The organism is Actinomycetota bacterium, from assembly GCA_014360645.1.
GTDB lineage: Bacteria > Actinomycetota > Geothermincolia > Geothermincolales > RBG-13-55-18 > Solincola_B.
Map to the genome: position 1 here is coordinate 164,267 of JACIXD010000006.1, position 16,429 is coordinate 180,695.

14 protein-coding genes and 1 riboswitch are annotated in these 16,429 nt (G+C 65.9%); of the genes, 1 reads left to right on the top strand and 13 read right to left on the bottom strand.

Annotation, left to right across the window (positions count from 1 at the left end; translation table 11 throughout):
• Positions 1–229 precede the first annotated feature (229 nt).
• The gene (gene rpsT / locus H5T74_07385) at positions 230–493 is read left to right on the top strand and encodes a 30S ribosomal protein S20 (protein MBC7230197.1); all 264 of its coding nucleotides are present in this window, start codon (positions 230–232) and stop codon (positions 491–493) included.
• A gap of 81 nt (positions 494–574) precedes the next feature.
• Here the strand turns inward: rpsT and H5T74_07390 are convergent, their stop codons facing one another.
• The 13 genes from H5T74_07390 to ribD all read right to left on the bottom strand — a co-directional run bounded on the left by H5T74_07390 (position 575) and on the right by ribD (position 16,203).
• Positions 575–2,995, bottom strand: coding sequence for a phenylalanine--tRNA ligase subunit beta (locus H5T74_07390; GenBank protein ID MBC7230198.1), 2,421 nt, complete (start codon positions 2,993–2,995; stop codon positions 575–577).
• Positions 2,996–3,002: 7 nt separating this feature from the next.
• Positions 3,003–4,058 (bottom strand): phenylalanine--tRNA ligase subunit alpha, encoded by a 1,056-nt coding sequence (gene pheS / locus H5T74_07395; protein ID MBC7230199.1) that lies wholly within the window; start codon positions 4,056–4,058, stop codon positions 3,003–3,005.
• A gap of 34 nt (positions 4,059–4,092) precedes the next feature.
• Entirely contained in the window at positions 4,093–4,926 is an 834-nt protein-coding gene (locus H5T74_07400) for an RNA methyltransferase (protein ID MBC7230200.1), read from the bottom strand.
• Positions 4,919–5,305, bottom strand: coding sequence for a 50S ribosomal protein L20 (gene rplT, locus H5T74_07405; GenBank protein ID MBC7230201.1), 387 nt, complete (start codon positions 5,303–5,305; stop codon positions 4,919–4,921). Before rplT ends, H5T74_07400 begins: the two co-directional genes overlap by 8 nt.
• A 60-nt stretch (positions 5,306–5,365) precedes the next feature.
• Entirely contained in the window at positions 5,366–5,563 is a 198-nt protein-coding gene (gene rpmI, locus H5T74_07410; GenBank protein MBC7230202.1) for a 50S ribosomal protein L35, read from the bottom strand.
• Positions 5,475–6,143 carry a translation initiation factor IF-3 gene (locus H5T74_07415; GenBank protein MBC7230203.1) on the bottom strand — a complete coding sequence of 223 codons (669 nt, stop codon included), beginning with the start codon at positions 6,141–6,143 and terminating at the stop codon, positions 5,475–5,477. Before H5T74_07415 ends, rpmI begins: the two co-directional genes overlap by 89 nt.
• 365 nt (positions 6,144–6,508) lie before the next feature.
• Entirely contained in the window at positions 6,509–8,710 is a 2,202-nt protein-coding gene (locus H5T74_07420; GenBank protein ID MBC7230204.1) for a PAS domain-containing protein, read from the bottom strand.
• 29 nt (positions 8,711–8,739) lie between these two features.
• Positions 8,740–9,720 carry a response regulator gene (locus H5T74_07425; protein ID MBC7230205.1) on the bottom strand — a complete coding sequence of 327 codons (981 nt, stop codon included), beginning with the start codon at positions 9,718–9,720 and terminating at the stop codon, positions 8,740–8,742.
• A 98-nt stretch (positions 9,721–9,818) separates the two neighbouring features.
• Positions 9,819–11,798: a GAF domain-containing protein gene (locus tag H5T74_07430; GenBank protein ID MBC7230206.1), complete on the bottom strand. Its 1,980-nt coding sequence runs from the start codon at positions 11,796–11,798 to the stop codon at positions 9,819–9,821.
• Between the two features lie 810 nt (positions 11,799–12,608).
• Entirely contained in the window at positions 12,609–13,115 is a 507-nt protein-coding gene (locus tag H5T74_07435) for a 6,7-dimethyl-8-ribityllumazine synthase (protein MBC7230207.1), read from the bottom strand.
• 17 nt (positions 13,116–13,132) lie between these two features.
• On the bottom strand, positions 13,133–14,383 hold the full coding sequence (locus tag H5T74_07440) for a bifunctional 3,4-dihydroxy-2-butanone-4-phosphate synthase/GTP cyclohydrolase II (protein MBC7230208.1): 1,251 nt from the start codon (positions 14,381–14,383) through the stop codon (positions 13,133–13,135).
• A gap of 72 nt (positions 14,384–14,455) precedes the next feature.
• A complete protein-coding gene (locus H5T74_07445) occupies positions 14,456–15,115 on the bottom strand; it encodes a riboflavin synthase (protein MBC7230209.1) in 660 nt (219 codons plus the stop codon).
• Positions 15,116–15,120: 5 nt separating this feature from the next.
• Positions 15,121–16,203 carry a bifunctional diaminohydroxyphosphoribosylaminopyrimidine deaminase/5-amino-6-(5-phosphoribosylamino)uracil reductase RibD gene (gene ribD / locus H5T74_07450; protein ID MBC7230210.1) on the bottom strand — a complete coding sequence of 361 codons (1,083 nt, stop codon included), beginning with the start codon at positions 16,201–16,203 and terminating at the stop codon, positions 15,121–15,123.
• A gap of 94 nt (positions 16,204–16,297) precedes the next feature.
• Positions 16,298–16,412, bottom strand: a riboswitch (FMN riboswitch).
• Positions 16,413–16,429 lie beyond the last annotated feature (17 nt).

The window sequence follows — 16,429 nt, forward strand, 5'->3', positions numbered from 1 at the left end:
CGGGATGATGGAGGGACCGTATGCGGTTTTCCCCTCCTGGGGCTTCCTCTCCCGCTTTCCGCCGGGCGGAGTGCCCGTATATCTTTCTCGCAGGGAGTCTCTGGCAGAACGGATCGAGGGCGGCAGGGACGGGGTGCATGTGCCCACGAGGCAGTGAACCGGCACAGGGGATTTACCCCTTCCCCACCTTGTGTTACAATCTCCTCTGTTTGACGAAAGGAGTGTAGCGTTGCCCAACATAAAGCAGCAGGAAAAGCGCATGCGGCAGGCGGAGAAGAGGCGCATGCGCAACCGCTCGCGCAAATCGGAGATCAAGACCTATATCCGCCGCTTCGAGGCGGCCCGGCAGCGGGGCGACCGCGAAGAGTGCCAGCTCTACCTGACCAAGGCCATAAAGGCCCTGGACAAGGCGGCCGGCGACGGCATCATCCACAAGAACAACGCCGCCAACCGCAAGTCGCGCCTCATGCGCAAGTTCAACGCCCTCTCCTGAACCCGGAGGGGTTATAGGGCGCGCGGACCCACGGACCACCAAGAGGGCATACTTCCGTTCCCCGATCCCTGTGGGGGGTCGCTATGCGCGCAGTCGCGCGCCATACCCTCTCTCCAGCGCGAAGACGATGTCCTCGAGTACGGAGCGCGCCTCCTCGTCCCGCAGGGTACGGTCCATGGCGCAGAAGACCAGGTTGAAGGCCAGGCTCTTCTTCCCCTCTCCCAGTTGTTCGCCGCGGTAGAGGTCGAACAACCTCACCTCGTAGAGCAGCTCTCCCCCCGCCTCCCTGATAGCCGTCTCGAGGTCGCGGGCCTCCACCTCCTCGTCCACCACCACCGCCAGGTCCATCTGGAGGGTGGGAAAGCGCGGGATCTCGCGGAAGTGCGGTTCCGCCCGGCTCTCCTCGAGGCGGGAGAACTCCAGCTCCATGACCGCGGTGTTGCGGGGCAGGTCCACCTCGTCGCAGACGCGCGGGTGCAGCAGTCCCAGGAACCCCGCCCTCGACCCTTCGACAAGCACCGCGCAGGACTGGGCGGGGTGGAGGAAGGGAAGTTCCTCCCTCTCCAACTCCAATCCGGGCACGTGCAGCGAGGAGGCCAGCCTCTCAAGTATCCCCTTGGCGGTGAAGAAGTCCACCGCCTGGGCGGCGCCGTCCCACTGCTTGGGCATCCAGTCTCCCGTGAGCAGGCACGCCAGGTGCAGGGGTTCCCGCGGCTGGGCCTCTCCCGCCGCGGGGAGGAAGACCCTCCCCATCTCGAAGAGGTGGACGTCGGTGATGCGGCGGTTGACGTTGAAGCGCGCCGCCTCCAGCAGCCCGGGGAGGAGGCTGGGCCGCAGCACCGCGGTCTCCTCGCTCAGGGGGTTCCTCAGGCGCACGGCGCGTCGCGGAAAGAGTACGCGCGGGGGGTCCAGGAGCTCCAGCCAGCGCTCGGAGATGAAGGAGACCGTCACCGCCTCGTGCAGGCCCAGGCCGGCCATGGTCCGCGCCGCCTCCCTCCTGCATCTCTGCTGCATCGAGAGCATGCCCATGCTCGCCGAGCTGGCGGGGAGGGTGGAGGGGACGCGGTGGTAACCGTATATCCTGGCGATCTCCTCCACCAGGTCGATCTCCCGCTCCAGGTCGGGCCGGAAGGTGGGGACCTCCAGGTCCAGCACCGCCTCTCCCTTCTCCTCCCGCCTCCCCTTCACCTCCAGCTCCAGGGAGACCAGGATATCGCGGGCCCTCTCCTCGTGGAGATCGATGCCGATGAGGCGGGCGGCGCGTCCCACCCTGAGGTCCAGCCGCAGGGGGGCGGTCTCCCGCGCGCGGGCATCGACCGCCCCTCTTCTGACCTTCCCTCCCGCCAGTTCCTGCATCAGGTAGGCGGCGCGGTCGGCGGCGCGCACGCATCCCGAGGGGTCCACGCCGCGCTCGAAGCGATAAGAGGCCTCGGAGGACAGGCCCTGGGTGCGGGAGGTGCGCATGATGCCGGCGGGATGGAAGTGGGCCGATTCCAGCAGCACCCGGGTGGTGCCCTCTCCGATCTCGGTGTTTTCGCCCCCCATGACCCCCGCCAAGGCCACCGGCCCGCTCGCATCGCATATGAGGAGGTCGTCGGGGGTCAGCCTGCGCTCCACCCCGTCCAGGGTGACCATGCTCTCGCCCGCGGAAGCCCGGCGCACCACGATCCTTCCCTCCGCTATGAGCTCGAAGTCGAAGGCATGCAGGGGCTGCCCCGCCTCCAGCATGACGTAGTTGGTTATATCCACCACGTTGCTGATGGGCCTGACCCCGGCGGCGCGCAGTCGCCTTCTCATCCACCACGGCGAGGCCCCTATGCTCAACCCCTCGATGAGGCGGGCCGCGTAGCGGGAGCAGAGATCGGGGTCTCGTATCTCCACTTCCACTTCCTCGCCGGTTGGAGGATCGCACTCCCGCAACTCGAAGGAAGGTCGTACCAGCCTTCCCCCCGTGAGGGCCGCCACCTCCCGCGCCACCCCGAGCATGCAGAGACAGTCGGGACGGTTGGGAGTGACTTCCAGGACCAGCACGGTATCCTCCTCGCCCAGCGCCACTTTCAACGGCGTGCCGGGCTCCGGCGCCCCTTCCAGCTCCATGATCCCCGCCGCGTCATCGGAAAGGCCGAGCTCGCGTTCCGAGAGCAGCATCCCGCAGGAGGTCACGCCGCGGATCACCACCTCGCCGATGTCGCTTCCGTCCGGCAGCCTGACCCCCGGGGGAGCCACCGGCGCCAGCATACCCTCCCTCACGTTCGGCGCCCCGCATACTATCTCCGCCTGACGGCCCCCCAGGTCCACCCGGCAGACCGAGAGGCGGTCGGCATCGGGGTGGGGCCTCACCTCCATCACGCGTCCCACCAGCAGTCCTTCCAGCCCCGCGCCGAGCCGCTCCACCGCATCCACCGCCGTCCCCGCCATGGTGAGCAACTCGGCGAGCTCGTGGGGGTCGAGGTCGAAATGCACGTATTCCCTGAGCCACTCCAAAGAGACCCGCAATTCCATCTCCTCCCTAGAACTGCGCCAGCAGGCGCATGTCGTTGTCGAAAAGGTACCTGATGTCCGGGACACCGTACTTGAGCATGGCGATACGCTCCACCCCCATCCCGAAGGCGAAACCGCTGAAACGTTCCGCGTCGTAACCCACGTAGGCGAAGACGTTGGGGTCGACCATGCCGGCGCCCAGGATCTCCAGCCACCCCGTTCCCTTGCAGACCCGGCATCCACCGCCCCCGCAGATGATGCAGGAGACGTCCACCTCGGCGCTGGGCTCGGTGAAGGGGAAGAAATGGGGGCGGAAACGCACTGCGCGTTCCTCGCCGAACATGCGTCTGGCAAAATGTTCCAAGGTACCCTTGAGGTCACCCAGGGTGAGGCCCTCGTCCACGGCCAGCCCCTCCACCTGGTGGAACATGGGCGAGTGGGTGGCGTCGGGAACGTCGTGGCGGTAGGCCTTCCCGGGAGCGATGACGTAAAGGGGAGGGGCGGTCGCCTCCATGACCCTTATCTGGACCGGCGAGGTATGGGTACGGAGGAGCACGTCCTCTCTCCCCGCCTCCGAGGCGTCCACGTAAAAGGTGTCCTGCAGGGACTTCGAGGGATGCCACTGCGGCGTGTTGAGCGCCTCGAAGTTGTAGTAGTCCAGCTCCACCTCCGGGCCCTCCGCCACGCGGTATCCCATGCCCGTGAAGATATCCTCGATCTCCTCGATGATCCTGGAGATGAGGTGGCGCGTGCCCAAGGCCACGTGGCGTCCCGGAAGGGTCACGTCCACCTTTTCTCCGCGCAGCTCGACATCGAATTCCCGCCTGCGCAGCTCCTCCTCGCGCTCCCCCAGGGCCTGCTCCAGCCATGCCTTGAGGCGGTTCAACTGCATGCCGGCGTTTCGTCTCTCCTCCGTGGGCAGGTCCTTTATCCCCTGCAGCAGCGCGGTCACCCTGCCCCTGCGTCCCAGGAAGGCCACCCTCGCTTCCTCGAGCTGCGCGAGGTCGCCGGCCTGCATCACCGCGGCACGCGCCTCCTCCCGCAGGGACCTGATCTCCTGGCTCTCCGCGTCCTCGCCCGTCATCTCCTCGGCGGACATGCTCACCTCCCGGCGTCCGTCAATCAGTACTTCTTCGCCCCATCCTGCGTACGCGCTCCACCTCGTAGAGCAGTACCGCCGCGGCGGCGGCCACGTTGAGCGACTCCGCCCTGCCGAGGATGGGAACCCTCACCAGGTCATCGAGCAGCTCCTCGTCCTCCCGCGGAATGCCCCAGGCCTCGTTGCCCAACACCAGGGCCATACGTTCAGGCCAGGTGAAATCCCAGTGTTCCGTTCCCGCATGCGGGTGGGCCGCGATGATCGTGAATCCGCGTTCCCTGAGGGCGGTCACCGCATCGCGCATGTCGTGCCCCACGCTGTGCGGGAGGTGGAATATGGAACCGGCCGTGCCGCGCACCGTCTTTGGGTTGTAGGGGTCGGCGCTCTCCGCGCACACCACCATCCCCCCCGCGCCCGCCGCGTCGGCGGCCCGCATCATGGAGCCCAGGTTGCCCGGATCCCTGACGCGGTCGGCGATCACCAGCGTGGAAGCGGCGGATTCCAGTAAGGCCGCCAGGTCCACGTCGAGCATGGGCATCACCGCCAGTACTCCCTGGGGCGTCACCGCGGTGGTCAGGCAGGCCATCACCGCTGGCTGCGCCTGGAAAACGGGGATGCCGCGGTCCGCGACGATATCCGAATACGCCTCCAGTGCGTTGAGGCCTTTCTCGTCGCAGATCAGGCATTCGGGTCTTGAGGGATGTACCAGGGCCTCGGAGACGCACTGCAGCCCCTCTACCAGGAACTTCCTCTCCCGGTAGCGGAAATTCCTCTTCAGCAGCCTGCGGTAACGCCTAATGCGCTCGTTGCGCGGGCTTTCGATCACCCCCGACAGGCGAACCCCATCAGGCACTCGCCTCCTTCACCTCGGGCTCTTTCTCCAGATGCTCCCTGGCGCTTTCCACCAGCGCGGCAAAGGAGGCGGGGTCGTTCACCGCCATGTCCGCGAGGATCTTTCTGTTGACCTCTATCCCCGCCAGCTTCAGGCCCCGGATGAAACGGCTGTATGTGAGGCCGTGCTGTCTGGCGCCGGCGTTGATACGCGCGATCCACAGCTTCCTGAAATCCCTCTTCCGCGTGCGGCGGTCCCGGTACGCGTACTGGAGAGAGTGCATCACCTGCTCGTTGGCGCTGCGGAAGGTCCTGCTGCGGGCCCCCCGGTAGCCCTTGGCCATGCGCAGCACCTTCTTTTTCCTCTTCTTCCTGGCCACGGAATGTCTTGTCCTGGACACTCTGATCAGTCCTTTCCAGCTTCTTATCTGCGGCTGTGCCGTTGCGACGGCGCCTTACCCCTACCCCCTGCCGAGCATCTTCCTCACGCCCGAGAGGTCATGGGGCGAAACCTCGTTCTTGACGCGGTAGCCGCGCTTGCGCCGCGCGCTCTTCTTGGTGAGGAGGTGGCTACCGTATCCCTTCCTCCTCCTGATCCTTCCCTTTCCCGTCACCTCGAAGCGCTTCGCCGCGCCCCGGTGCGTCTTCTGCTTTGGCATTCCTTCCTCCGTCCTTCTTCGCGGTGCTCAGGGGCGCCAGGATCATCTGCATGTTGCGCCCGTCCAACTTCGGCTGCGATTCCACCGTCCCCAGCTCCGAGAGCTCCTCCGCCAGCTGCTCCAGGAGGCTCCTGCCCAAGTCGGTGTGGCTCATCTCCCGTCCCCTGAACATGATGGTCACCTTGACCTTGTTGCCGGCCTTGAGAAACCTCTCGATATGCCTGCGCTTGATCTCGTAGTCGTGGCGGTCGATCTTGGGACGCATCTTCATCTCCTTGTAGACCACCACGCTCTGTTTCTTGCGCGCCTCCTTCATCTTCACCGTCTGCTCGTAACGGTACTTGCCGTAGTCCATGATCTTGCAGACCGGGGGCTGGGCCTGGGGCGCCACCTCGACCAGGTCGAGGTCCATCTCCTCCGCCATCCTCAGGGCTTCCTCGATGGTCTTGATGCCGATTTGGTTGCCGTCAGGTCCCACCAGGCGGACCTCCCTGGCCCTGATCCCCTCGTTGACGCGCACGTGCTTGTCTATCTGGCATCCCTCCTTAAAATCAAAAAGGATAGCGGTCCTCCTCGCTATCCGCGGGTCCCTCGACCCCGTAACCCCGCTGGCTTTGCGCCGCGGGGTGAGAAGCGGTACCGCCTCTTCTTGTCGTTATTCGTTTTTACGGGGTGAAGTATAGTTTATGGCGGCCCCGCAGGCAATCCCCGTTCCCGGTCCCTCACTCCCGCATCGACAGGAGATCGCTTGCCGGGGCGACGCGGCATCCCCGGGGACGGCGTTTCCGCTCATGCCGCCGCAGAAGTCCCCCGCTCCGGGATGGCCATGGGGCTCTCCCGCGCGGCAACCTCGGAGCTGCTCCCGCGGCCCGCGTCCGGCCTTTCCGCCGCGGTGCGCACGCCCCGCGTTGTCCGGTGTAGGCCTCGCGAACCCCCCGTCGCCTCTCAGCCCGCCGCCGCCTTCGCCTCCCTTTCCCTTCCGGCTTTTTCTTCCGCCGGGATGCGGACGGGGAGGGAGACGGTGAAGGTGGAGCCCTTCCCGAGCTCGCTCTCCACGTGGATCTCCCCTCCGTGTGCCTCCACCAGCTGGCGGCTGATGCAGAGACCGAGGCCGGTCCCGCTCTGCTGCCGCGTGGAGGAGGAGTCCACCTGATAGAACTTGTCGAAGATCTTTTCCAGGTCCTGGGGAGGTATGCCCATGCCGCTGTCCCTCACCCTCACCAGACACCGCTCGCCGTCCCCCTCCCCTTCGACGCGCACCTCGCCTCCCGGAGGGGTGAACTTTATGGCGTTGTGGATGAGGTTGGTAAAGACCTGCGCCAGGCGGTAGGCGTCCCCGCACACCGCGGGCATCCCGGCCGGGACCTCCTCCACCAGGACGACCTCTTTCTCGCGCGCCAGGTTCTCCAGTCCCTGCAGGACCTCCTCGATCACCTCGCGCAGCTGTACCGGCTCCCGCCTCACCTCGATGATCCCCGATTCGATCCGCGAGAGGTCTAGGAGGTCGTTTATGAGCTCGGTGAGGGACTCCGTCTGCTGCATCACTATATCCAGGTAATGGAGCTGCTTTTCGTTCACCTCTCCCACCCTGCCGGCGGCCAGCAGGCGGACGAAGCCCTTGATGGAGGTAAGGGGGGTCTTCAGCTCGTGGGAGACGATGGAGATGAAGTCGGACTTCATGCGGTCGAGCTCGATGAAATCGGTGACGTCGTGGAGCAGGACGATGGCGCCGCCCACCTTCCCCTCCTCGTCATGGAGGGGAACCCAGAGCACCTGGAATACGATGGGCGGCTCGGTCCTCACGCACACCTCCCCCTTCACCGACCGGCCGTGCGCGAACACCTCTTCCATGGCTTGCCGCAGGGACGTCTCGCCGAAATCCACCTTTTCTCCGTCGCGTTGCAGGATCTCCCCCAACTCTCGGCCTCGGTCATCCTCCCCCATGTCCAGAAGCCGCGCCACGAAGGGGTTGGCCAGCACCAGCCTCCCCTCCCGGTCAAGGACCATGATGCCGTCGGTCAGGCTGTTGATGATGGCCTCTATCTTCCTCTTGTCCTCCAGGGTGGTGCGGTAGAGGCTCGCCTTCTCGAGGGCCAGCGCCGCCTCGCTGGAAAGGGTGAGCAGGATGCGAGCGGCGTCGTCGTCGAAGGCGTTGGCCCGCTTGGAATAGCAGCTCAACACCCCGATGACGCTGGAGCTCGCGAAGAGGGGCACGGCGATCATGGACCGGTAGCCGGTGCGCTCCAGGAATGCGGTGAAGAGAGGGTCCTCGTCCCTTTCGCCTATGCTCACCGGCAGCACCGCGGAGGCGGAGAGCATGATGGGGTTTCCATCTTCTTCCTCCAACACCTCCACCATCCCCTGCCCCATGCCCCTTACTCCCCTCACCTCCAGGGCTCCCGTCTCCTGATAGAGAGAAACGGCCATGGCGTCACAGGCGACGAGGTTTCCGGCGTTGTCGAGGAGCACGTTCAGGAGCTGCTCGGTGTCCAGGGTGGACGCGAACTTGAGGGAGGCGGCGTAGAGGGACGACAGCTCCCTGCGCTTGGTGTCCGCCTGGTCGTAGAGGTTGGAGAGGGCTTGTTTCTCCCTCTCCTGCTCGCGCGACATGTTGATGACGAAAGAGCCGCAGAGGGCGATGAGAAAATACACGGGTACGGCCATGGCCATGCCCTTGATGGTCTCCCCGTCAACGGTCTCGTAGGTGAGGGGGGCGAAGAAGAAGGCGCAGGTCACCGCGGTGATGAGCATGGTCTCCAGCAGCTCGAAATAGGCGGAGGAGAAGATGATCACCACCAGGAAGAGCAGAGACAGCCCGCTCGCCTTCCCCCCGCTGAGATAAACCATGACCGCGATGAGGGCATCGGTGGCCGCCTGCAGGAGGAAGAAGGCCACGGGATGATAGCCCTCGAAGGGAAAGAAGCGGTGAGCGAGGTAGACGAGTATGGACAGGGCGATGAAGACGTAGAACACCGGCGAACCCGTACGCTGCGAATAGGGCAGCACGAACAGCAGGGTAGCCACCGCGATGGTCAGCCAGAAAAGGGAGGCTATGAAGCGCGTGGAGCTGAGCAGCAGCCTCACGCTGGCCCGCTGGCCCGAGGCCGCCTCCTCCCGCCCCGCGGCTCTCCTCCCGTCTGCCTGCATGCTCCTCGCCGCCATATCCACCGGTCCCGTCAGTCGCTGCGCCTGCGGTCGAACACGTAGTTGCTCCCGGGCATGGTCTTGGCGTATTTCTTCAGCTCCGCCGCTATCTGTGCCACCTTGCCCGGATGGTCCAGGTGGCGGTAGGTGTTGTGGACGATGGCCACGCTTATGCTCATGATGGGGAACCTGTTGACCCTGCCCTGCCTGTCCGTGCTCACGATATATCCCCTGGCCACGTCCTCGGGGTCATAGTGCTCCTGGATGCCCGCGTCGAAGAGGCGGATGATCTCCTCCGCAAGCAGCGCCGCCCTCTCCATGTCGGTGACGATGATGAAGTCGTCACCCCCGATGTGCCCCACGAAATCCCCCTCCCCGCCGTGCTTTTCCAAGGCCTCCAGGATCACGCGGGAGGTCAGCTTGATGACCTCGCTCCCGGCATGGAAACCGTAGCGGTCGTTGTAGGCCTTGAAGTCGTCGAGGTCCACGTAGCACACCGCGAACTTCGCTCCCGATCGTATGCGGGCTTCGATGTTCTCCTCTATGGCGCGGTTCCCAGGAAGCCCGGTGAGGGGGCTGGCCTCTCCGTCGCGGATGGAACGCCGCAGGTGCATGTTTATCCTCGCCTCCAGTTCCAGGGGATCGAAGGGCTTGGTGAGGTAGTCGTCGGCCCCCGTCTCCATGCCCCTGATCTTGTCCTCCAGCATCCCCTTTGCGGTGAGCATGATGATGGGTATATGGCTGGTGAGCGCCTCTCCGCGCAGCCGCAGGCATACCTCCAGGCCGTCGAGGTCCGGCATCATCACGTCGAGGACGATGATGTCCGGGCGCTCCCTCTCGCAGATACGCAGCGCCTCCTTGCCGTCCCTGGCCTCGATGGGCACGAACCTGTCCGCGCTCAGGGTGTCGACGATCAGCTCCCTGATGTTGGGGTCGTCGTCCACCACCAGGATCTTGAACTTGCCCCGCTCTCCGCCGTTCTGCGATTCGCCTCTCAGTATCTCGTCGAACAACTCCTACCTCCGCGGTCCGGAAGCACCGCCCCTCGCGGGCGGCGGGCCTCCCCCATCCGCCGGCATCCGCGACGCAGGCGCCGCGGGCCCGCCGGTCTCTACCTGTTCACCGGATCGCCACCGTAATGCTCCAGGACGTCAAGGAACACCTCCACCACCTCCGGGTCGAACTGGGTCCCGGCGTTACGCCTCAACTCCTCCACCGCCTCCTCAAGGGGAAGGGCGCGCCGGTAGGGACGGTCGGAACGCATGGCCTCGAATGCATCGGCCACCGAGAGGATTCGCGCGCACAGGGGGATGTCCTCTCCCTTGAGTCCGCCGGGATATCCGTTGCCGTCATAACGCTCGTGGTGGTGGAGGATGATGGGCCGGGGCTCCTGGAGGAACTCCACCGGTTCGATGATGCTGTCCCCCAGCAGGGGATGCGTCTTGACGTGCGAATACTCCTCCTCCGTCAGCGCTCCCGGCTTGTTGAGCACCCTTCCTGCGATGCCTATCTTCCCGATGTCGTGCAGGGTGGCGGCGTATTTGAGCTTCTGTTTATCCCGCTCATCCAGGCGCATGGCGTCCGCGATGATAAGGGCGTACTCCGTGACCCTCTCCGAGTGACCGTGGGTGTAGGGGTCCTTTACCTCTATGGCCTTCGCCAGGGCCTTGATGGTCGAAAAATAACTCTTCTCGATATCCTCGTAGAGGGAGGCGTTCTCGATGGCCATGGAGGCCTGCGCCGCTATGGCCGCAATGAGGCCTCTTTCCTCCCTGCCGGGCGCGCCTGACCCGAGCCGGGCATAGAAAAGGGCCAGGATGCCCGTGAGGCGCTCCCTGGAAATCAGGGGGTGGAGGAGGACCCTCTCCACCCCGTGCTCGCACAGGGGCTGGCGAGGATAGAGCGCCGTGGATCCGTCGATGCCCAGCAGCACCGGTTCCCCTTCTTCCAGTGAGCGCAGACAACCCCGGTCCATCTCCCGGGCACGGAAGGAGCGCGGAAGGCCCTCGCCCTCGCCTTCGCCCAGGAACCCGTAGCGCGCTCCGGGATGGAAATGTCCGTCTTCCGGGTCCCGCAGATAGACCACGCATTCCGTCACCCCGCAGAGGTCCACGCTCATGCGCGCCACCCTTTCCAGGATCTCCTCCAGGTCCAGGGTGGAATTTATGGCTCTGGTCAGCTCCAGCAGGGCGACCGTCTCCCTTATCTTCCTCTGTTCGCGGGCATGCAGCTCCGCGTTCTCCAACGCCACCGCCATACGGTTCGTGAAACGGCGCGCCAGGCTCAAGGCCTCCCCGTCCAGGCGGCCTCCGTCCGGGTCGCGCTCCAGCATCACCAGTCCCGTGGTGCGACCCCTGACCACCAGGGGCAGAAACAGCCTGCCGGGAAGGTCCGCCCTCACGCCGTCGAGGAAGATGCAGGGCTCGGGGCTTCCCCCGCATTCATATGCCCCTTTTTCCCGCACCAGGACCTCTTCCGCCCGCCCTTCCACCACCATCTTGCTTCCCGGCGCCTCCGTTCCTGCCGTACCGTCGCAGGCGTAGATGCCCCTCTCCTGGTAGCGGAAGAGGGATGCGCGTGCCGCTCCGGTCATGGCCCTGAGTTTCTCCATCCCCATCCTGGCCAAGGTGGGCGGATCAAGGGTCGCCGCGATGGTGTCAGGAAAACCGTCTATCTCGCCGAGGCGCCTTTCCAGCTCCTCCCTCTTCTCTCGTTCCACGCGTTCCAGCGCCCGCGTTATCGCGACCTGGGCATGCAGGAGGCCTAGGTAGCGAGCATAGCCTTCCCCCTGCGGCGCGGAGACGTCCTCCGCCGCCTCCGCGATCGCCGCCGCGATACCGTGTCCGTCCGCGCCAGACCTGATCAGGACGCACGCCCTTTCCTCCAGGCGCTCCATCCATTCCCCTACCCCCTCTCCGCACCTTGCGTAAACGGCACGCGACAGGATCTCGCAGAAGGATCGCAGGGCCGCCGGATCTCCGTGCCCTTTCTCTTTCAGCGCTGTTTCAAGGGCGCCGCGGAGGCATCGCGCCAGGGTATCGTTCTCTCCGAGGGTCACCTCGCCTCTCATCCCGTCCTCGCCCATGCTCACCAGGTCTTTCGCATCTCCAAGTCTATTTATCGGCACGCCTGTAGCGCTCTCTTAACGCGACCTTCATGCCCGCGGCACCCTCACCGAGCCACCCGGCAGGCGTATCCCGGCCTTCATCCGTCTCCATCATCCATCGTTCCGCGGGTCCCGCCAGGCGGGATCAGCCGGCCGGTCGTCATCTCGAGGGCGATGAAGACCGGGCACCTCTTCCACATGCCATGCCCGTGATGAGCTGCCGGCAAGGCGATATCGCGAGCGGAAGCGGGATCAACACCGTTCCTCTGGCGCTCTGCCCGGGAACCGGGGGTCGGCACGAGGCGACATACGATAGCGGCATGCCCGTGAGGAAGGGTGCCTCTGGGTTATGCGGCACGGGAGCGCGGGGCGAAGGCCGTCACCTCCGGGCCATGGACGGAAAAACCACGCTCAAGAAACCGGGCCGGCTGACCTCCCGGGCAACCCGCGCCTTGCCGCCGGGTCCGGGACGGAAGAAGGCAGGACGGGCTACTCCATCGGCCGGGGCCTGATATGTCCCATGTCCGGGGCAGGCCTCCCGGACAACCCGCGCCTTGCCGCCGGGTTCGGGACGGAAGAAGGCAGGACGGGCTACTCCATCGGCCGGGGCCTGATATGTCCCATGTCCGGGGCAGGCCTCCCGGACAACCCGCGCCTTGCCGCCGGGTTCGGGACGGAAGAAGGCAGGACGGGCTACTCCATCGGCCGGGGCCTGATATGTCCCATGTCCGGGGCAGGCCTCCCGGACAACCCGCGCCTTGCCGCCGGGTTCGGGACGGAAGAAGGCAGGACGGGCTACTCCATCGGCCGGGGCGTGTTATGTCCCATGTCCGGGGCTGACCCCATGGATTTGAGGAGGTTTCCCATCTCCACCGCCGTGAGCGCCGCCTGCCAGCCCTTGTTGCCCTGCTTGGCGCCGGCGCGCTCCACCGCCTGTTCTATGGTGTCCGCGGTGATGACCCCGAAGACCGTCGGCACGCCGGAGTCCAGGTTGACGCGGGCGATGCCCTTGGAGACCTCGGCGGCCACGTACTCGAAATGGGGCGTGGATCCCCTGATCACCGCCCCCAGGCAGATGACCGCGTCGTACTTCCCGGTCCGCGCCAGTCTCGACGCCGCCAGCGGTATCTCGAAGGAGCCGGGGACCCAGACCACGTCGACTCCGTCCATGTCCGCGTCGTGCCTCTTCAAGGCATCCAGCGCCCCGTCCAGCAGGCGCGTGCTGATGAACTCGTTGAACCTGCTCACCACCACCGCGAACCTCAGCCCGGTGGCTACCAGGTGCCCTTCGTATACGGCCATGGATATCTCCTTTCCTCCTAGAACTCCAGCAGGTGGTCCAGTTTCTCCCTCTTCGCCTTGAGGTAGGCGTAATTCTCCTCGCAGGGCTCGATGGCCAGGGGCACGCGCTCCACCACCTTCAGTCCGTATCCCTCCAGCCCCACCCGCTTTGCGGGGTTGTTGGTGAGCAGGCGCATGGTGGTGAGGCCCAGGTCGGAGAGGATCTGGGCGCCGATCCCGTAGTCCCTGGCGTCGGGCGGGAAGCCGAGCTCGAGGTTGGCCTCCACGGTGTCCATGCCCTCTTCCTGCAGCATGTAGGCGCGCAGCTTGTGGGGCAGCCCTATGCCGCGGCCTTCGTGGCCCAAGATGTAGAGGAACACCCCCTCCCCCTCCTCCTCGATCATCTGCAGGGCCAGCCTCAGCTGCACCCCGCAGTCGCAGCGCAGGGAGGAGAACACGTCGCCGGTGAGGCACTCGGAATGCACCCTTACCAGCACGTTCTCCTTGCCGCGCACCTCTCCCTTGACCAGGGCCAGGTGGCAGCGTCCGTCCACCAGGGACTCATAGCCGATGGCGCGGAACTCCCCGTAGGTCGTGGGCATGCGCACCTCCGCCACCCGCCGCACCAAGGTCTCGGTGCGGTTGCGGTAGCGGATGAGGTCCTCGATGGTCACCATCTTGAGGCCGAACCGCTTCTTTATCTCCGCGAGCTGAGGCACCCTGGCCATGGTCCCGTCCTCGTTCATGATCTCGCAGATGACCCCGGCTGGGTAGAGCCCCGCCAGCCGCGCCAGGTCCACCGCCGCCTCGGTGTGCCCCGCCCGCCTGAGCACCCCGCCTTCCCGGGCCCGCAGCGGGAAGACGTGCCCCGGCTTGGAGATGTCCTCCGGGCGGGTGGCGGGGTCGATCACCGTCTGGATGGTCACCGCGCGGTCATAGGCGGAGATGCCGGTGGTGATCTTCCCCTTGGCCCCTATGGAGACGGTGAAGGCGGTCTCGTGGGTGGAGGTGTTGTTGGTGACCATGGGGTGGATGTCCAGCTCGTCCAGCCGCGAGGCGATGCACGGCATGCAGATCAGCCCCCGGCCGTGCTTGGCCATGAAGTTGATGGCCTCCGGGGTGACCTTCTCCGCCGCCATGAGGAAATCGCCCTCGTTCTCGCGGTCCTCGTCGTCCACCACGATGACGATCCTTCCGGCGCGTATCTCCTCGATGGCCTCCTCGATGGTATCGAAGGGGCTGTCTTCGGGTTGCGCCTCGACTTCGGCTGCGCGCGCCTCATCTTCCATCTTCATGAACCTCCCTCGAACAGTTTTCCATAAAATACCGGTTTTCCGTATGGAGGCGGCATCTCCGGAGCATCACAGGAAACCTCCCTCGGACAGCTTTTCGTACAGGGTGTCCTCCTTTTCCCAGCGGGCGTTCCCGGGAAGGCCGCGCTCCAGGTAATTCCTTACATATTTAGCGATAATATCCACCTCCAGGTTGACCCTGTCGCCCGCCTTCAGCGTCCCGAGGTTGGTGACCGCCACGGTATGGGGTATGGCCGCGACGCTGAAGCCGTTCTCGCTCAGCCCGCTGATGGTGAGGCTTATGCCGTCCACGGCTATGGAGCCCTTCTCCACCAGGTAGGACCTGATCTCCGCCGGGCAGGAGAATACGTAGTCCCTGCCCCCGCCCACCTGCCTTATGTCCTCGACCCGGCCGACGCCGTCCACGTGCCCCTGCACGATATGGCCTCCCAGGCGGGAGCTCGGCGAGAGCGCCCGCTCGAGGTTCACCGCCGTGCCCCGCACCGCCGTCCCCAGGGTGGTGCGCGACAGGCTCTCCTCGGAGACGTCGGCGGCTAAATACCCCTCGCCCACGGCGGTGACCGTCAGGCACACGCCGTTCACAGCCACCGAGTCCCCTATATCCAGCCCTCTCCATATCTCACGGCAGGACACGCCTATGGAGGCCTCCCTGCCCAGGCGCCTCAGCTCCCGCACCCTTCCCACTTCCTCGATGATCCCCGTGAACACCTCTCTCAACGCCCTCCTATCTCCGCCTCCAGGAGCAGGTCCCCGCCCAGCCTCCGCACCCGTTCCCAGCGCAGGGGGATGCCCTCCCGCGGGTCGAGGACCGTCCTCCCCTCCGCCCAGGCCCTGGCCTCCCCGTCGCCGAACACCCGGGGGGCAAGGAAAAGGGCCAGCCTGTCGGCGAGCCCCTCCTGGAGCAGGGCCCCCACCAGGGTGGGGCCTCCCTCCACCAGGAGACGCGCCACTCCCATGGCCCCCAGGGCCCTCACCAGCTCCGCCAGGTCCACGCGGCCGCCCTTCTCAGCGATCTCCAGCACCTCCACCCCCCTCGCGCGCAGGAGCTCGCGCTTTTCGGGGTCGTGCTCACGCGTCGCGGCCACCAGCACCCTCGGGCCCTCACCCCTCGCCAGCCTGCTGCTCTCGGGGATGAAGAGATGGGAGTCCACCACCACCCTGAGCGGCGGTCGCGCGCGCCCCAGGGGTACCATGCGCACGGTGAGCTCCGGGTCGTCGGCCTCCACCGTGCCCCGCCCCACCATCACCGCGTCGCTTTCCCTCCGCATGCGGTGCACCTCTTTCCTCGCCTCCTCGCCGGTTATCCACCGCGATGCGCCGGTCCTCGTGGCCGTCCTCCCGTCAGCGGTGGCCGCCATCTTCACCACCACCAGCGGTCTGCCGCTCAGGACCAGCTTCTCGTAGGCCTCGTTCAGGCGCCGGGACTCCTCTTCCAAGACGCCTGTCCTCACCTCGACCCCGCATTCCTCAAGCCTCTCCACCCCTCCTCCCCGGACGTGGGGATTAGGGTCTCTCGCTGCGACTATCACCCGCCTTATGCCCGCCCCGACGATCGCTTCCGTGCACGGAGGCGTCCTTCCGTGGTGGTTACAGGGCTCCAGGGTGACGTAGAGGTCCGCTCCCCCCGCCGCCGGACCCGCCTCCTCGATGGCCTCCGCCTCGGCATGCGGGTTGGGGGGTCCCTTATGGTAGCCTCTGCCAACCACCACCCCGTCCTTCACCAGCACCGCTCCCACCATGGGGTTGGGATGGGTCATCCCCCTGCCCCTGGCCGCCAGGGACAGCGCCATCCTCATGTACCTCTCTTCCCGGGCCTCCTCGTCCAAAGCGTTACTCCTACGCAAACAAGAGGGCGCCGGGAGAAAACCCGGCGCCCGCGTGAGGCCGCCTGGAGGTCTTCTCCCATCCGGACTTTCACCGTCGGTACCGGGATTCCACCGGTTCTGCCAAAGGCTCGCGGACTTTCACCGCCGGTCGGGGTTTTCACCCTGCCCCGAAGACCTGATGATCTCAGTTCGCATT

What these genes read in the sequence shown, in the direction of transcription:
- H5T74_07390 (MBC7230198.1), bottom strand. Translation starts at nt 2,995, where the DNA reads ATGGAATTGCGGGTCTCTTTGGAGTGGCTCAGGGAATACGTGCATTTC.
- pheS (MBC7230199.1), bottom strand. Translation starts at nt 4,058, where the DNA reads ATGACGGGCGAGGACGCGGAGAGCCAGGAGATCAGGTCCCTGCGGGAG.
- rpmI (MBC7230202.1), bottom strand. Translation starts at nt 5,563, where the DNA reads ATGCCAAAGCAGAAGACGCACCGGGGCGCGGCGAAGCGCTTCGAGGTG.
- H5T74_07420 (MBC7230204.1), bottom strand. Translation starts at nt 8,710, where the DNA reads ATGCAGGCAGACGGGAGGAGAGCCGCGGGGCGGGAGGAGGCGGCCTCG.
- H5T74_07435 (MBC7230207.1), bottom strand. Translation starts at nt 13,115, where the DNA reads ATGGCCGTATACGAAGGGCACCTGGTAGCCACCGGGCTGAGGTTCGCG.
- H5T74_07440 (MBC7230208.1), bottom strand. Translation starts at nt 14,383, where the DNA reads ATGGAAGATGAGGCGCGCGCAGCCGAAGTCGAGGCGCAACCCGAAGAC.
- ribD (MBC7230210.1), bottom strand. Translation starts at nt 16,203, where the DNA reads ATGAGGATGGCGCTGTCCCTGGCGGCCAGGGGCAGGGGGATGACCCAT.